The sequence below is a fragment of the Haloactinomyces albus genome (assembly GCF_031458135.1).
GTDB classification, from domain to species: Bacteria; Actinomycetota; Actinomycetes; order Mycobacteriales; family Pseudonocardiaceae; genus Haloactinomyces; species Haloactinomyces albus.
Window position 1 is genome coordinate 72,333 of sequence record NZ_JAVDXW010000002.1, and the last position, 16,394, is coordinate 88,726.

General features: G+C 70.0%; 13 protein-coding genes. 5 read left to right on the forward strand and 8 right to left on the reverse strand.

Going from position 1 to position 16,394, the window contains the following annotated elements; all coding sequences use genetic code 11:
* The first annotated feature begins 25 nt into the window (after window positions 1-25).
* On the forward strand, window positions 26-1,255 hold the full coding sequence (locus JOF55_RS23205; RefSeq protein WP_310278677.1) for an IS4 family transposase: 1,230 nt from the start codon (window positions 26-28) through the stop codon (window positions 1,253-1,255).
* Window positions 1,256-1,482: 227 nt separating this feature from the next.
* On the opposite strand, the gene JOF55_RS23210 is transcribed toward JOF55_RS23205, so the two are convergent.
* The 8 genes from JOF55_RS23210 to glyA form a co-directional block, all read right to left on the reverse strand.
* Window positions 1,483-2,337, reverse strand: a complete 855-nt coding sequence (locus tag JOF55_RS23210; RefSeq protein ID WP_310278680.1) for a methylenetetrahydrofolate reductase — start codon at window positions 2,335-2,337, stop codon at window positions 1,483-1,485.
* Between the two features lie 80 nt (window positions 2,338-2,417).
* On the reverse strand, window positions 2,418-3,047 hold the full coding sequence (locus tag JOF55_RS23215) for an MBL fold metallo-hydrolase (RefSeq protein ID WP_310278683.1): 630 nt from the start codon (window positions 3,045-3,047) through the stop codon (window positions 2,418-2,420).
* On the reverse strand, window positions 3,047-4,129 hold the full coding sequence (locus tag JOF55_RS23220) for an S-(hydroxymethyl)mycothiol dehydrogenase (protein WP_310278685.1): 1,083 nt from the start codon (window positions 4,127-4,129) through the stop codon (window positions 3,047-3,049). The genes JOF55_RS23215 and JOF55_RS23220 overlap by 1 nt, the downstream gene beginning before the upstream one ends.
* Window positions 4,130-4,175: 46 nt before the next feature.
* Window positions 4,176-4,763, reverse strand: coding sequence for a sarcosine oxidase subunit gamma (locus JOF55_RS23225; protein ID WP_310278688.1), 588 nt, complete (start codon window positions 4,761-4,763; stop codon window positions 4,176-4,178).
* Window positions 4,756-7,599 (reverse strand): 2Fe-2S iron-sulfur cluster-binding protein, encoded by a 2,844-nt coding sequence (locus JOF55_RS23230; protein WP_310278691.1) that lies wholly within the window; start codon window positions 7,597-7,599, stop codon window positions 4,756-4,758. Before JOF55_RS23230 ends, JOF55_RS23225 begins: the two co-directional genes overlap by 8 nt.
* Window positions 7,596-7,874, reverse strand: a complete 279-nt coding sequence (locus JOF55_RS23235) for a sarcosine oxidase subunit delta (protein WP_310278694.1) — start codon at window positions 7,872-7,874, stop codon at window positions 7,596-7,598. The genes JOF55_RS23230 and JOF55_RS23235 overlap by 4 nt, the downstream gene beginning before the upstream one ends.
* A 115-nt stretch (window positions 7,875-7,989) precedes the next feature.
* Window positions 7,990-9,222 (reverse strand): sarcosine oxidase subunit beta family protein, encoded by a 1,233-nt coding sequence (locus JOF55_RS23240; protein ID WP_310279072.1) that lies wholly within the window; start codon window positions 9,220-9,222, stop codon window positions 7,990-7,992.
* A complete protein-coding gene (gene glyA / locus JOF55_RS23245; RefSeq protein ID WP_374727608.1) occupies window positions 9,219-10,511 on the reverse strand; it encodes a serine hydroxymethyltransferase in 1,293 nt (430 codons plus the stop codon). Before glyA ends, JOF55_RS23240 begins: the two co-directional genes overlap by 4 nt.
* Before the next feature lie 454 nt (window positions 10,512-10,965).
* Here glyA and JOF55_RS23250 point away from each other — a divergent pair, with 454 nt between their 5' ends.
* Genes JOF55_RS23250 through JOF55_RS23265 form a run of 4 tightly spaced genes read left to right on the forward strand, consistent with a single transcriptional unit; the run spans window position 10,966 to window position 16,389 of the window.
* Window positions 10,966-13,431 (forward strand): GcvT family protein, encoded by a 2,466-nt coding sequence (locus JOF55_RS23250; protein WP_310278699.1) that lies wholly within the window; start codon window positions 10,966-10,968, stop codon window positions 13,429-13,431.
* A gap of 41 nt (window positions 13,432-13,472) precedes the next feature.
* A complete protein-coding gene (locus JOF55_RS23255; protein ID WP_310278702.1) occupies window positions 13,473-14,093 on the forward strand; it encodes a cyclodeaminase/cyclohydrolase family protein in 621 nt (206 codons plus the stop codon).
* On the forward strand, window positions 14,090-15,016 hold the full coding sequence (locus JOF55_RS23260; protein ID WP_310278705.1) for a bifunctional 5,10-methylenetetrahydrofolate dehydrogenase/5,10-methenyltetrahydrofolate cyclohydrolase: 927 nt from the start codon (window positions 14,090-14,092) through the stop codon (window positions 15,014-15,016). Before JOF55_RS23255 ends, JOF55_RS23260 begins: the two co-directional genes overlap by 4 nt.
* Entirely contained in the window at window positions 15,016-16,389 is a 1,374-nt protein-coding gene (locus JOF55_RS23265; RefSeq protein WP_310278708.1) for an L-serine ammonia-lyase, read from the forward strand. The genes JOF55_RS23260 and JOF55_RS23265 overlap by 1 nt, the downstream gene beginning before the upstream one ends.
* The last annotated feature ends 5 nt before the right edge of the window (window positions 16,390-16,394 follow it).

The following is a 16,394-nucleotide window of genomic DNA, read 5'->3' on the forward strand; positions in this document are numbered from 1 at the left end:
TGGGTGTGGCTGGTAGTGTGTGTTCATGCCCAGGCCTGGTCAGGTGACGTCGTCGTCGCGGGAGCGGTTGCCGGATCGGATTGCGATTGGGGTGCTCACGCGGGCGTTTCCGCCGGAGTTGGTGGACGAGGTGCTGGCTGCCACGGGGCGGGTGGAGCAGCGCAAACGGCTGTTGCCGGCGCGGGTGGTGGTGTATTTCGTGCTGGCGATGTGCCTGTTTCGTCAGGAAGGCTATGAAGAGGTCACCCGGCTGTTGACCAATGGGTTGGCCTGGACACGGCACTGGCAGGCTCAGTGGCAGGCGCCGACGACGGCGGCGCTGTCGCGAGCCCGGGCCCGGCTGGGTGCCGAGCCGGTGGCCGCGTTGTTCGAGCGGGTGGCTACTCCGGTGGCTACCGCGGCCACGGCGGGGGCGTGGTATCGCGGCCACCGACTGGTTGCCGTGGACGGCACCACGTTCGATCTGGCCGACACTCCGGCCAACGGGGACTACTTCGGTCGGCCGGACAGTTCCCGCGGCGACGGAGTGAGTGCCTATCCGCAGGCCCGCGTGGTCGCGCTGGCCGAGTGCGGCACGCACGCGATCTTCGCCGCCACGTCGGCGCCGCTGACGACGACCGAGTCCAAACTGGTCCCGAAGTTGTGGCCCGCCCTGGCACCGGACATGCTGCTGCTGGCCGACCGGGCTTTGTTGAGCTTCGACGCCTGGCGGGCCGCCACAGCCACCGGGGCCGACCTGCTGTGGCGAGCCCGGTCCAGCGCGGTGCTGCCCGTAACCCGCCAGTTCGACGACGGCTCGTATCTGTCCGAAATCGTGGCCGCCCGGGACAAAAACCGGCGGGCCGACCCGGCCACCGTGCGGGTGGTCGAGTTCACCCTCGGCGAGGCCGCGACGGTCTACCGGCTGGTGACCAGCCTGCTCGACCCGGAGCAGGCTCCCGCTGCCGAACTGGCCGCCCTGTATGCCCAACGGTGGGAGATCGAAACCGCCCTGGACGAACTCAAAACCCACCAAGGCGGGCCCAACCTGATCCTGCGCTCGCAACACCCCGACGGGGTCGAACAAGAACTCTACGGTTTCCTACTGACCCACCACGCCCTGCGCGGCCTGATGCACGACACCGCCGCCAGCGCCGAGACCGATCCCGACCGGATCTCGTTTCTGCGCACACTGCGCGTCGTCCGCCGCCAGGTCACCGACCAGGCGGCTTTTTCCCCCGAACCGCCTAATGCGAGCACTACGGTGCACCCGTAAGGAACTGCTACGCCATCCGCTGCCGCCCCGCCGACGTCGTTCCAACCCCCGCGTGGTCAAACGCAAAATGGCCAACTGGCACCTCAAACGCGCCCACCACCGAGACCCACCCCCACCCAACATCACGATCACCATCGTCACCGCCACCAAACCGGCCCCACAACGCCGAAAACCACCAAAGTAAGCGGTATTGCATCTAGCAGGCTGCGTCGCACGATCGTGCGCGCTCAGGACAGCCGGGCGAGCCACCGCTGCCGCCAGCGCTCGGTGCTGGCGAGGTCGTTGAAGGTGAACAGGTGGAAGCCGGCGAGCTCGTTGTCGGGGCGGCCGATCTGGTCGGCCAGCCCGGTGATCAGCTTGTCCGGGCGGTAACCGCTGGGCAGGAAGAACCGCCAGAGCATCGCGGACTGCTTGGCCAGGAAGCGGGCGGACTGCCCGAGCCCGAGACCGGCCGACACGCGGATCAGCTTCTGCCGGTTGATCGAGCCCGGCACGCCCACCCGGATCGGCGTGCGGATGCCCTCGGCGCGCAGTCGGCGGGCCCAGCCGATCGTGGTGTCCGGGTTGAAGCACAACTGGGTGATGATCTCGTGCGCGCGGCCGGCCTTGGCGCGTAGCGCTTCGTCGATCACCGCGTCGGGCAGCTTGCCGTGCCCCTCGGGGTAGCCCGCGATGCCCACGCTGCGGAAGGAGTGCCCGGCTTCGGCGAGGGCGACCAGCAGGCTTTCCGCGTCCGCGAACTCCCCGGCCGGTTCGGTGGCGTCTCCGCCGATCGCGAAGATCTGCTCCACCCCGGACTCCAGCAGCCGCACGGCGATCTCCTCGAGCTCCGCGCGGCCGCGGATCAGCCGGGCGGGCAGGTGCGGGGCGGTCCGGTAGCCGTTCTTGCTCAGGCGGACGGCGAGCTCGACGGTCGCCTCCAGCCCCTTGGCCTCGGTGGCGGTGACCGTCAGCGGCACGTCCAGCGGGACGTGGGCGAGCACCTTGTCCTCGGTGCTGCGGAAGGGCAGCACCTCGTAGGAGGCGTTGCGCAGAGCTTGGGCCAGCGCCGCTCGGTGGTGCGCGGAAGGCTGAGACGACATGGAGGGCTCCCCCTTCGGGTGGTGGGACGCGTGCCGAAAGCCACGCCCCTCCGCGGAGGGGCGTGGCTTTCGGCGGACGGCTAGTAACCCCGCTTGACCCACTCGTCGAACTGCGGGATGACCTCGCCGATGGTGGTGCCCGGGCCGTGGCCGGGGCAGACCTTGGTCGCCCGGGGCAGCGGGAGCAGCTGGTCGCGGATCGACGCGATGATCGTGTCGAAGTCCGAGAACGAGCGCCCGGTCGCGCCCGGACCGCCAGCGAACAGGGTGTCGCCGGTGAACACGGTGCCGAGGTCCGGGCAGTAGTAGCACACCGAACCCGGCGTGTGACCCGGCGTGTGCATCACCTGCAGGTTCAGGCGCCCCACGGAGATCAGCTGCCGGTCGCCCAGCAACGCCTCCGGCTGCCGCGCCGGGTGGGTCAGCTCCCACACCGGCAGGTCGGCCGGGTGCAGGTGGACCGGGGCGCCGACCGCGTCGGCCAGCTGCGGAGCCACCCGCACGTGGTCGTCGTGGGCGTGCGTGGCCAGGACGACCACCACCTCCCGGCCGGCGACCAGCTCGCGGACCGCGTCGACGTCGTGCGGTGCGTCGATGATCGCGCACCGGTCGTCGTCGCCGACCACCCAGAGGTTGTTCTCCACCTCGTGTACCTCGCCGTCCAGGGAGAACTTCCCCGCGACGGCGGCGTGATCCAGCCGGATCGCCATCAGAAGGTCACCACCGAACGCAGCACCTCACCGCGGTGCATCTTCTCGAACGCCGCCTCGATCCCGTCCAGCGAGATCTCCTCGGTCACGAACCTCTCCAGCGGCAACCGTCCCTGCAGCTGGAGCTCGGTGAGCATGGGGAAGTCCCGCTCCGGCAGGCAGTCGCCGTACCAGCTGGACTTCAGCGCGCCGCCGCGAGCGAACACGTCCAGCAGCGGCAGCTCCAGCCGCATCTGTGGGTCCGGAACGCCGACCAGCACGACGGTCCCGGCCAGGTCCCGAGCGTAGAACGCCTGCTCGTAGGTCTTGGGCACCCCGACCGCGTCGATCACCACGTCCGCGCCGTCGCCGCCGGTGAGCTCGCGGATCGCCTCGACGGTGTCGGTCTCGGCGGCGTTGACGGTGTGCGTGGCGCCGAACTGGCGCGCCCAATCGAGCTTCTTGGGTTCGGTGTCCACCGCGATGATCCGCCGCGCCCCGGCCATCGCCGCCCCGGCCACGGCCCCGTCACCGACACCGCCGCAGCCGATGATCGCCACGGAGTCGCCCGGCCCGGCCTGGCCGGTGTTCACTGCGGCGCCGATGCCGGCCATCACGCCGCAGCCCAGCAGCCCGACCACCGCGGAACGCGCTGCCGGATCCACCTTGGTGCACTGCCCCGAGTGCACCAGCGTCTTCTCCGCGAACCCGCCGATGCCCAGCGCGGGCGATAGCGGGGTGCCGCCGGCCAGGGTCATCGGTTGCTCGGCGTTGTGGGTGTCGAAGCAGTACTGCGGTCGACCGCGCTTGCAGGCCCGGCAGCTGCCGCACACCGCGCGCCAGTTGAGCACGACGAAGTCGCCCGGCTCGACGTTGTGCACGCCTTCGCCGACTGCCGCCACCGTGCCGGCCACCTCGTGGCCGAGCAGGAACGGGAACTCGTCGTTGATGCCGCCTTCGCGGTAGTGCAGATCAGTGTGGCAGACCCCGCAGGCCTGCACGTCCACCACGGCCTCACCCGGACCGGGGTCCGGAACGTGGATCGTGGTGACTTCCACGGGCTTTCCCTCGCCCATGGCTACCACTCCGCGCACTTCGGTCATTTGCTGCTCCCATTCGTCGTCGTTCGGACTCGTCCTGTTCTCGGGTTCAGAGCCGGTACTCGGCGGCCGCGTCGGCCAGCCAGTCGGCGAGGTAGCGCTCGAAGGACGCACGCACGAAGATCCAGAAGCTCGGTCGTTCGGTGTCCCGGCACAGCAGCACCACCCCGGCGCGTGCCAGCAGGGTCTGCGCGCACTGGTAGGAGGTGAAGCTGCGCCGGTGCAGGTCGAGCGCGCAGCCCTTGGCCAGCAGCTCGCGGGACTTCGGCCCGGTGACCTCGACAATCGTGCGGTGGCCCGATACGTCGACGACCGAGCCGTGCTCCTCGCCGAGGGCCTCGGCGAGCGTCTCCTGGATCTGCTCCGCGCTGCCCTCGGGACCGACCAGCAGCCACTCGTCCGGACCCATCCAGAGGATCTGCAGGTGTTCGGTGCGGGCGACCTGCCCCGGCTGGTTGGGCAGCATCGCGCCCACGGCCGTGCCGATGCGCTCGGCCGCCGGGCTCTTCGGGTCGACGCGCAGCGCGACCTGGGCGGTGAAGGCCACTTCGGACAGCCGCAGCGCACCGGGCACCGAGGAGTCGGCCAGCGCCTCGGCGCGGGCGGCCAGCGGGGACTCGCCGTAGAGCTCAGCCATCGCGACGGTTTCCTTCCTTGTCGTAGAAGACCGGTTCGGTGATCTCGACGGGCACGAGCTGGTCGCCCACATGGCCGTAGATGGTTTGCCCGATGCGGTCGCGGCCGCTTGTGACCAGGGCGAGGGCGAAGGGGCGTTGCAGGGCGGCGCTGCGGTAGCTGGAGGTGATGTGCCCGAGCATGGGCACCGGCGGTTCGGGCAGCTCGGTGGACTCCACCAGTTGGGTGCCTTCGGGTACGGCTCCTGAGTCGGCTGGTGGGAGCAGGCCGACGAGGTGTTTGCGGTCGGTGCGGGCGGTGTCGGCGCGGGTGAACGAGCGCATTCCGAGGAAGTCGTCCTTGGTCTTCGACACCGCCCAGCCCATGCCGAGATCGTGCGGGGTGATGGTGCCGTCGGTGTCCTGGCCGACGATGGGGAAGCCCTTCTCGGCGCGCAGCACGTGCATGGTTTCGGTGCCGTAAGGGGTGATGCCCAGGTCGGAACCGGCCTCGTGCAGGGCTTCCCAGACCTCACGGCCGTACCACCAGGGAACGTTGATCTCGAAGGCGAGTTCGCCGGAGAAACTGATCCGGCACACCCGGGCAGCCCGGCCGGCGACCACGCCGTCGCGGTAGGACATGAACGGGAACGCGTCGTTGTCCAGGTCGATGTCCGAGGTCGCCCGGGCCAGCACCTCGCGCGAACGGGGGCCCGCCAGGGCGATGGTGGCCCAGTGCTCGGTGACCGAGGTCAAGTGCACTCTCAGGTGGGTCCACTCGGTCTGCAGCCAGTCCTCGAGCCACTCCAGCACCCCGGCTGCGCCGCCGGAGGTGGTGGAGATGAGGTAGCGGTGCTGGTCGGTGCGCATCACGGTGCCGTCGTCGAAGACCATGCCGTCGGCGGTGCACATGACCCCGTAGCGGATGCGGCCGACCTTCAGCGTGCTCATCTTGTTGGTGTAGACGAGGTCGAGGAACTCGGCGGCGTCGGGACCCTGCACGTCGATCTTGCCGAGGGTGGAGACGTCCTGCATGCCCACGCCCGTGCGCACGGCGTGGCATTCGCGCAGCACGGCGGTGTCCATGTCCTCGCCGGGCTGAGGGTAGTACCAGGGGCGCTTCCACTGGCCGACGTTCTCGAACGGGCAGTCCTGCTCGAGGTGCCAATCGTGCATGGCGGTGATGCGGATGGGGTCGTAGAGGTCGCCGCGGTCGCGTCCGGCCAGCGCGGCGAAGGCCACCGGGGTGTAGGGCGGGCGGAACGTGGTGGCGCCGACCTCGGCGACCTCGACGCCGAGCAGTTCGGCGATCACGCCCGAGGACAGCAGTCCGGAGGTCTTGCCCTGGTCGTGGGCGGTGCCGAGCGTGGTGTAGCGCTTGATGTGCTCCACCGAGGACATCCCGGCCCCGATGGCCTTGCGCACGTCGGCGACCGTGGCATCCCGCGCCAGATCCACGAATTGCTCACCGCTGGAGTCCGCGGGGATGCCCGGCAGCAGCCAGGTCGGTTGCGGTGGCGTGGCGGGGCAGGAGAAGGCGCTGGGCACTTCGGCGAAGTCGGCGTCGAACCCGGCCTCGCGCGCCGCGTCGCTGCCCGCTTCGGAACCGGTGCGCAGGCATTCGACGGTGCCGAAGCTCCCGGTGGCCGCGCCCACCGAGCGCACCCCGCGGGCGGCGCGGTCGGGGACGAGTGCTCCGATCTCCTCGGAGTAGCGCACGGTTCCGCGCGCCTGGCTGTGCAGGTGAACTGCCGGGTTCCAGCCGCCGGAGACCAGCAGCAGATCGCACGCGACGAGCTGCCGGACACTGGACGGATGCTTCGGGTCACCGCGCAGGCTTGCCAGGTGCACGCTGGTGATCCGGTCGGTGCCCGAGGTGTTCACCACGCCGGTGCCCGCGTGAATCCTGATGCCGCGCTCGACGCACAGCGACGCCCAGTAGGTGGGCGCGTGTTCGCGTGCGTCGACGATGGCTGCGATCTTCACCCCGGCGTCGTGCAGGTCGATGGCCGCGGCGTAGGCGCTGTCGTTGGTGGTGAACACGACGGCGCGGTTGCCGGGCAGCACGCCGTAGCGGTGCAGGTAGGTTCGGGCGGAGCCGGCGAACATGGTGCCGGGGCGGTCGTTGCCGGCGAAGACCAGGGGGCGTTCGTGGGCGCCGGTGGCCAGCACGACCTCGCGGGCGCGGATGTGCCAGACCCGCTGCCGGGTGAATGCGTCCTCGCCGCGGTGCTCGACGGCCACCAGGTAGTTGTCGTCGTAGTGGCCGAACACCGTGGTGCGGGGCAGGACCGTGACCTCCGGGGCGGCTTCGAGCTCGGCGACCACGCGGTCGATCCAGCGCTGCGCGGGGGCCCGGTCGAGGGCTTCGCCGCTGCCGAGCAGGCTGCCGCCGAGCTCGGTGTCGGCCTCGGCGATGATCACCCGTGCGCCGCTGCGGGCCGCGCTCAGCGCGGCGGCCAGCCCGGCAGGCCCGGCGCCGACGATGAGCACGTCGCAGTGCGCGTGCATGGTGTCGTAGCGCGCGGGATCCTCCTCGGTGGACAGCTGCCCCCGCCCGGGCAGGCCGGAGGCTTCGAGGCCCTCGCGCAGCGCGACCGTGGTCGCGGTCAGCATCGGCTCCGGAAACGGCCGCTCGATCTGCACCAGCGCGTTGGGCTCTTCCGCGCCTGCGGCCATGATGCCGCGCGGGCGGCCGTAGCGGATGCTGGTGGCGACCTGGTGCACGCCGTTGGCCAGCAGCGCCGAAGCCAGCGTGTCGCCGGCGAATCCTTCGTAGTCGCCGCCGTCGAAGCGGAACCGGACCGGGCGGTCGCGGTCGATCCGGCCGCGGTCGGCAAGCCTGAACTCGTTGCTCACCTCGTCACCGTCCTTGCTGCGCGCGCACTGTCGTCGGGGTGAATCTCGTTGGTGACGGTGTCCCGGCGCACGGGGAACCAGCGCCGGCACCCGGCCGCATGCGACCACCGTTCGGTGAAGATGCCTTTGGGGTTGTCCCGGAAGAACAGGAAGTGCGCCCAGTCCTCATCGGAGATCGACTGGGGGTCGGACGGGTAGGCCACGTCGGCCTGCCCGCCGTAGTGGAACTCGGTCTCGTTGCGCGGCCCGCACCACGGGCACGGAATGAGCATCATGGCCGAACCTCTTCTTCAAGAGTGCTTTCAGTATGTGCAGGTAATTACCGAACCGCCGGAGCCGGTCACCTTGCTCGGACCGATCGCCGGAGCGAGAAGGCATCGATCACCGTGTTCAGTGGGCGACGCCGGCGGCGCCGTGCTCGTCGACCAGCGCGCCGGTGGTGAACCGTTCCAGGGAGAACGGCGCGTTGAGCGGATGCGCCTCGTCGCAAGCGATGGTGTGGGCGTAGCACCAGCCCACGCCCGGGGTGGATTTGAACCCGCCGGTGCCCCAACCGCAGTTGACGTAGAGCCCCTCGAACGGGGTGAGCCCCATGATCGCCGAGGCGTCCGGGGTCACATCGACGACACCACCCCAGGTGCGCAGCACATGGGCGCGGGCGAACATCGGGAACAGCTCCACCGCCGCGGTCATCTCCCGTTCGATGGTGTGAAACGCTCCGCGCTGGCCGTAGGAGTTGTGGGCATCGATGCCCGCGCCGAGCACCAGCTCGCCCTTGTGGGCCTGGGAGACGTAGACGTGCACCGAATTCGACATCACCACGGTCGGATGCACCGGCTCCAACAGCTCGGAGACCAGCGCCTGCAGCGGATGGCTCTGGATCGGCAACCGCAGGCCGAGTTCATCGGCCAGCACCGAGGTGTGCCCGGCCGCGGCCAACGCCACCTTGCCCGCCGCGATGTCACCGCGGCTGGTGCGCACGCCGGTGATCCGGTCACCGACCCGGTCGAAACCGGTGACCTCGCAGCCCTGGATGAGATCCACGCCCATCCGGTCCAACGCCCGAGCGAAGGCCCAGGCCACGTGGTCGTGCTTGGCGATGCCCGCCCGCGGCTGCCAGGTGGCACCCAGCACCGGATAGCGCAGCTCGTCCGAGGTGTTCAGGATCGGGCAGATCTCGGCGACCTGGTGCGGGTCGAGCCACTCGGCGTCGACGCCGTTGAGCCTGTTGGCGTTGACCCGGCGCACCCCGTCGCGCACTTCCTGCAGCGAATGGGCCAGATTCAGCACCCCGCGCTGGGAGAACAACAGCGGATAGTCCAGCTCCTCCTCGAGCCCTTCCCACAGCTTCAGCGCGTGCTCATACAGCCCCGCACTTTCGTCCCACAGGTAATTCGAGCGAATGATCGTGGTGTTGCGGGCCATGTTCCCGCCGGCCAGCCAGCCACGTTCCAGCACGGCCACATTGGTGATCCCGTGATTGACCGCCAGGTAGTAGGCGGTGGCCAGACCATGGCCACCACCACCGACGATCACCACGTCATACGACGGCTTCGGATCCGGTGAATGCCACAACCAATCCGGATGCTCCGGCAAGTCGGCGCCGGGAGTGCGCGGCATCAGAACCCTCCGTTCAGGTTCGGGTAGAGGGGGTGTTTGGTGGCGAGTGCTTCGACGCGGGAGCGCAGCCGGGCGCTGGTGGCCTCGTCGAAGGTCGGCTGCAGGGCCTCGGTGATGATTTCGGAGATCTCGGTGAACTCCTCGGTGCCGAAGCCGCGGGTGGCCAGGGCCGGGGTGCCGATCCGCAGGCCGGAGGTGACCATCGGCGGGCGCGGGTCGCCCGGCACGGCGTTGCGGTTGACGGTGATGCCGATCTCGTGCAATCGGTCCTCGGCCTGCTGCCCGTCCAATTCGGAGTGGCGCAGGTCGACCAGCACCAGGTGCACGTCGGTGCCGCCGGAGACGAGCTGCACCCCGGCGGCTGCGGCGTCGTCGGCCTGCAGGCGGCGGGCCAGGATCCGGGCGCCTTCCAGGGTGCGGCGCTGGCGGTCGGCGAACTCCTCGCTGGCGGCGATCCTGAACGCGGTGGCCTTGCCGGCGATGACGTGCTCGAGCGGGCCGCCCTGCTGGCCGGGGAAGACCGCGGAGTTGAACTTCTTGGTCAGTTCCTCGTTGCCGGACAGGATCACTCCGCCGCGGGGGCCGCCGAGGGTCTTGTGCGTGGTGGTGGTGACCACGTGGGCGTGCTCGATCGGGTTCGGGTGCAGCCCGGCGGCGACCAGCCCGGCGAAGTGGGCCATGTCGACCATGAGGTAGGCGCCGACCTCGTCGGCGATGGCCCGGAACCGGGCGAAGTCCAACTGGCGCGGATACGCCGACCAGCCGGCCACGATCATCCGCGGCTCGTTCTCCCGGGCCAGGCGGGCGACCTCGTCCATGTCGACGAGGTGGTTGTCGTCGCGGACCTGGTACGGCACGACGTTGTAGAGCTTGCCGGAGAAGTTGATCCGCATCCCGTGGGTGAGATGCCCACCGTGGGCCAGGTCCAGGCCCATGATGGTGTCTCCCGGCTTGAGCAGCGCGAACATCGCCGCGGCGTTGGCCTGGGCACCCGAGTGCGGCTGCACGTTGGCGTAGGAGGCCCCGAACAACTGCTTGACGCGGTCGATGGCCAACTGCTCGACGACGTCGACGTGCTCACAGCCGCCGTAGTAGCGCTTGCCCGGATAGCCCTCGGCGTACTTGTTGGTCAGCACCGAGCCCTGAGCCTCGATCACCGAGGCCGGCGCGAAGTTCTCCGAGGCGATCATCTCCAGGGTGGACTGCTGCCGATGCAGCTCGGCATCCACAGCCTTCGCCACCTCCGGATCCACCTCGGCGAGACGGTCGTTGAACAGGTCATCTGTGGACAGATTCACGGGACTCCTTCCGCGCTGGCACGCAGCAGGGGAATCGAGGTTTCGCAGGTCGGACACCGGGGTCGACTGAAAGTCAACTGAAATATCAGTAGAATGCCACGGTAGCACCGTGCGTCGCGTGGTCAAGAGATCCAGCGATTCGGCTTGAAATCCGCACATCCGGGCTTGCGGTCTCAAAGCGAGCTGGCGTGGGTGTCCCCGCCGGGAGGTGCAGCAGTACCCGTTTGACCGGGAATTTTCAGCTACGTGTTGACCACGCCACACTTGTCGCTCTACTCTGCCGCTCAGTTGATATATCAGTCCTCGATCAGAGGGCGGGCAATCCACCCTTCCGGCGCGGCCTGGCGGCGCCGCATATCCCGAAGCCCTTCTCAGCAACGAGATCCGCCTGCCGAAGGCGTGTATCGCTCCTCAGCTCGAAACCTCGCCGTCCCGTAAGGAGACCAGCATGAGCACGACCCCTCGCGTCGTCATCGTCGGAGCCGGGATCGTCGGTGCGAACCTGGCCGACGAGCTCACCAGCCGCGGGTGGAACCAGGTCACCGTCCTGGACCGGGGGCCGTTGCCGTTGACCGGCGGCTCGACATCGCATGCGCCCGGACTCGTGTACCAGACCGGCGCGTCGAAGACGATGAGCGAGTTCGCCACCTACACCGTCGAGAAGTTCAAGAGCCTGCACGCCGACGAGGGCTGGTGCTTCAACCAGGTCGGCGGGCTGGAGGTCGCGACCACCCCAGAGCGGCTGGCCGACCTGCACCGCAAGCAGGGATTGGCCACTTCCTGGGGAGTTCCCGGCGAGGTTATCTCCCCCGAGGAGTGCGTCAAGCTGCACCCGCTGCTCGAGCCCGACCACATCCTCGGCGGGTTCCACACGCCCACAGACGGTCTGGCCAAGGCCCCCCGCGCGGTGCTGGCACTGGCGCGGCGAGCGGTCGGTCGCGGGGCCCGGTTCCGCGGCGCGGTCCGGGTGCTGGGGATCAACCAGCAGGGCGGCCGGGTGACCGGAGTGGAAACGGATCAGGGCGAAGTGCCCGCCGACATCGTGGTGTCCTGCGCCGGGTTCTGGGGTCCGCAGATCGGCGAGATGGCCGGCATGAACGTGCCGCTGCTGCCCATGGCGCACCAGTACGCCAAGACCGATCAGCTGCCCGAACTCGCCGGGCGCAACGACGAGCACACCGAGGCCAACCTACCGATTCTGCGCCACCAGGACCGCGACCTCTACTATCGCGAGCACGTGGACCGGCTGGGCATCGGCACCTACGCGCACCGCCCGATGCCGGTGCGCCTGAGCGACCTGCCCGAGCTCGACGACCCCTCCGAGCTGGCCATGCCCTCGGTGCTGCCGTTCACCGAGGAGGACTTCGCGCCTTCTTGGGAGCACACCAAACGGCTGATGCCCGCTTTGGAGTCGGCGACGGTCGAGACCGGCTTCAACGGGGTCATGTCGTTCACCCCTGACGGCGGTCCGCTGGTCGGCGAGTCCCCGGACCTGGCGGGTTTCTGGATCGCCGAGGCGGTGTGGGTGACCCACTCCGCGGGCGTGGCGCGGTCGGTGGCGCAGCTGCTGGTGGACGGGCGCAGCGAGATCGAGCTGCACGGCTGCGACGTGCACCGCTTCGACGAGATCGAGACGACGCCGGAATACGTCGAGGAGACCGCCGCGCGCAACTTCGTGGAGGTCTACGACGTCAAGCACCCGCTGCAGCCCAAGTTCTCCCCGCGTGACCTGCGGGTGAGCCCGTTCCACGCGCGGCAGAAGGAACTGGGCGCGGTGTTCCTGGAGGCCCACGGCTGGGAGCGCCCGCACTGGTACGAGGCGAACGCGCCGCTGGTCAAAGAACTGCCGATGGAGTGGCAGCCACCGGCTCGGGACGCGTGGGCGGCGATGTACCACAGCCCGATCGCCGCGGTCGAGGCGTGGAAGACCCGCACCGACGTCGCCATGTTCGACATGACCTCGCTCAAGCGCCTCGAGGTCAGCGGTCCCGGAGCGCTGGCATTCCTGGACCGGCTCACCACGAACAAGCTCAACAAGTCCATCGGCTCGGTGACCTACACGCTGATGCTCGACGAGTCAGGTGGCGTGCGCAGCGACCTCACCGTGGCGCGGCTGGACGAGCAGCTGTTCCAGGTCGGTGCCAACGGCAACCTCGACTTCGACCGGATGCGCCGCGAGCTGCCCGAGGACGGCAGCGTGCAACTGCGCAACATCACCGGCGGCACCTGCTGCATCGGGGTCTGGGGCCCGCGGGCCCGCGACCTGGTGCAGCCGCTGAGCCGTGCGGACCTTTCGCACGAGGGTCTGAAGTTCTTCCGCTGCAAGCAGATTCGCATCGCCGGCATCCCGGTCACCGCGATGCGGGTGTCCTACGTCGGCGAGCTGGGCTGGGAGCTCTACACCAGCGCCCAGTACGGCCAGCGGCTCTGGGACGTGCTCCACACCGCCGGCCGCGAGCACGGCGTCGTGGCGGCCGGCCGGGCGGCGTTCAACAGCCTGCGGCTGGAGAAGGGCTACCGTGCCTGGGGCGCGGACATGACCACCGAGCACAACCCCTTCGAAGCCGGGCTCGAGTTCGCGGTACGGATGCAGAAGGGCGACTTCGTCGGCCGCGAGGCCCTCGAAGCGATCGACCCCGAGTCGGTCACCAGGAAGCTGCGCTGCCTGACCATCGACGACGAGCGCAGCGTGGTGCTGGGCTCCGAGCCGGTATTCGTCGACGGCGTGCCCTCCGGCTACGTCACCTCGGCGGCCTTCTCGCACACCCTCGGCACCCCGATCGCCTACGCCTGGCTGCCCGCCGAGGCCGTCGAGGGAACGCAGGTGCGCATCCAATACTTCGACCGCATGGTGGCCGCGACCGTCACAGCCGAGCCCCTGGTCGACCCGGACATGCACCGGATCCGCCGGTGACCAGCACCGCGCCTGCGGGCGCACGACCACGAAGGACATCCATGCGCACCGAGACCCTCGAAGAGTTCCTGCACGAGCTGGCCGCCAGGGTGCCCGCGCCTGGCGGCGGGGCGGCCGCTGCGCTGCACGCCGCCCAGGCCGCGGCCCTGCTGTCCATGGTCGCCCGCTACAGCGACGGCGAGAAGTACGCCGAGCACGCCGCGACCGTTCAGGAGGTGCGCGACACCGCCGACGAGCTGCGCGGGCTCTGCCTCGACCTGGCGGAGCAGGACGCAGAAGCCTTCGGCGCGGTCGCCGCCGCCTACAAACTCCCCAAGCAGACCACCGAGGAGAAGCAGGAACGCTCCTCAGCCATCGCGGCCGCGCTCGCCGAGGCGGGCCGGGTCTCGGCCAGGGTGATCGTCCTGGCCGCCCGGCTCGTCGCGCTCGCCGAGCTGCTGCGGCCGATCGGAAACCCCAACGTGATCAGCGACGTCGCGGCTGGCGCGGTCGCGGCGCGGGCGGCCATCTCGACCGCCCGGGTCAACGTCGAGATCAACCTCGCCGGCATCACCGATCTCGACGTCCACGCCGAACTCGACGAGGCGATCGTCAAGACCGACGACACCCTGCTGCGAGCCGACACCATCACCTCCGCCGTCCGGGAGCAGATCCTGCGATGACCACGATTCAGCCCACCGCACCTCGATCCACCGAGGCCATCCGAGAACTCGGCGGCACCGGACTGGCCCGCGAGATCCGCGCGCGAGCCGCGGCGAACGCCGCGGAGCTCGCCGAGTCCGGCATCACCCCGGGACTGGCAGTGGTGGTGGCCACCGACGACGAGTCCAGCGCCTGGTACGTGCGCTCGATCGCCCGCGCCGCGGGCAAGGCCGGAATCGACTGCCGGACGGTCGATCTCGGTGCGGGCGCCGAGCCCGAGCGGATCCGCGCCGCGCTGGAGAAGCTCAGCGCCGACAAGTCGGTGCACGGCATCGTCCTGCAGACCCCGCTGCCCGTCGAGGCGCACTTCGAAGACCTGGCCTCGGCGATCGACCCCCGCAAGGACGTCGACGGGGCCAACCCGGTCTCGCTCGGCAACCTGGCCGCGGGCCTGCCCGCGCACCCACCCGCCACCGCCGCTGCGGTCCTGGAGCTGCTCGACCACCACGAGATCGAGCTGGCCGGGCGCAACTGCGTTGTGCTGGGGCGCTCCAACGTGGTCGGTAAACCGGTCGCGCAGCTGCTGCTGCAGCGCGACGCGACCGTCACGGTCTGCCACCGGCACACCCCGGAGCTGACCGCGTTCACCCCGGACGCGGACGTGCTGGTGGTCGCGGTCGGCAAGCCCGGCCTGATCACCGACGAGCACGTCCGGGACGGTTCGATCGTCGTCGACGTCGGCACCACCCCGACAGCCGACGGCGGACTTGTCGGCGACGTCGATCCGTCCGTGCGGGTCGCCGGGCTCACCCCAGTACCCGGGGGAGTGGGCCCGGTGACCACCGCGCTGCTGCTGCAGCACACCGTGCGGTCGGCGATCCGCAGCACCCGCCGGGCCCGGCACGCCGCCGAGCCCCAGCTGCGAACTGGTTCGGAGCGCTGATGAGTCTTTCCGTATTCGACTTGTTCAAGGTCGGCATCGGGCCGTCCAGCTCGCACACCGTCGGCCCGATGCGGGCTGCCTACCTGTTCGTCGAGCACCTGCGCGAGACCGGGACGCTGCCGCGCGTCGAGCAGGTGCGCTGCGAGCTGTTCGGTTCGCTGGGCGCGACCGGGCACGGGCACGGCAGCGTCAAGGCCGTGGTCCTCGGGCTGGCCGGCGAGCAGCCGCACCTGGTCGACCCGGTCGCCGCCGAACCGCAGGTGCAGGCCGCGCGCGAAGAAGCCCGGCTGAACCTCGGCGGCGAGCACAAGATCGCCTTCGACGTGGACGAGGACGTGGTGCTGCACCGCAACACCCGGCTCGACTTCCACAGCAACGGCATGGTCTTCGAGGCCTTCGCCGAGGCCGGAGCGCGGCTCGATCGCCGCGAGTACTACTCGGTCGGCGGCGGCTTCGTCCTCGACGAGGACGAAGCGGGGCGGCCGGTGCTGGTCGAGGACGACACCCCGGTGCGCCACCCGTTCAGCACCGGCGAGCAGCTGCTGGCGCACACCACCGCCACCGGGTCGCGGATCAGCGACGTCGTCCTGGCCAACGAGTGCACCTGGCGTCCCGAGGCCGAGACCCGTGCCGGGCTGCTGCACATCTGGTCGGTGATGCAGGAGTGCGTCGAGCAGGGCGTGCACACCGGCGGGACCCTGCCCGGCGGGCTCAAGGTCCGCCGCCGCGCTCGCGAACTGCGCGCGAGCCTGGAAGGCAGCGCGGGAGAGAGCGACGCGGCGCAGGCCATGGAGTGGGTGACCCTGTTCGCCCTGGCGGTCAACGAGCAGAACGCCGCGGGCGGCCGGGTGGTGACCGCGCCGACCAACGGCGCGGCCGGGATCGTGCCGGCCGTGCTGCACTACGCGCATCGCTACCTGCCGGACTTCGACGACGACGCCGCGGTGCGCTTCCTGCTCAGCGCCGGGGCGATCGGCGTGCTGTTCAAGGAGAACGCCTCCATCTCCGGAGCCGAGGTCGGCTGCCAGGGCGAGGTCGGATCGGCCTGCTCGATGGCCGCCGCCGGGCTCGCCGAGCTGCTCGGCGGCACCCCCGAGCAGGTGGAGAACGCCGCGGAGATCGGCATCGAGCACAACCTCGGGCTGACCTGCGACCCGGTGGGCGGACTGGTGCAGATCCCGTGCATCGAGCGCAACGCGGTGGCCGCGATCAAGGCGATCACCGCCGCTCGGATGGCGCTGCGCGGCGACGGCCGGCACCACGTGTCCCTGGACAAGGCGATCAAGACGATGCGCGAGACCGGGGCCGACATGAAGGACAAGTACAAGGAGACCGCGCGCGGCGGCCTCGCGCTCAACATCGTGGAATGCTGAGGAGA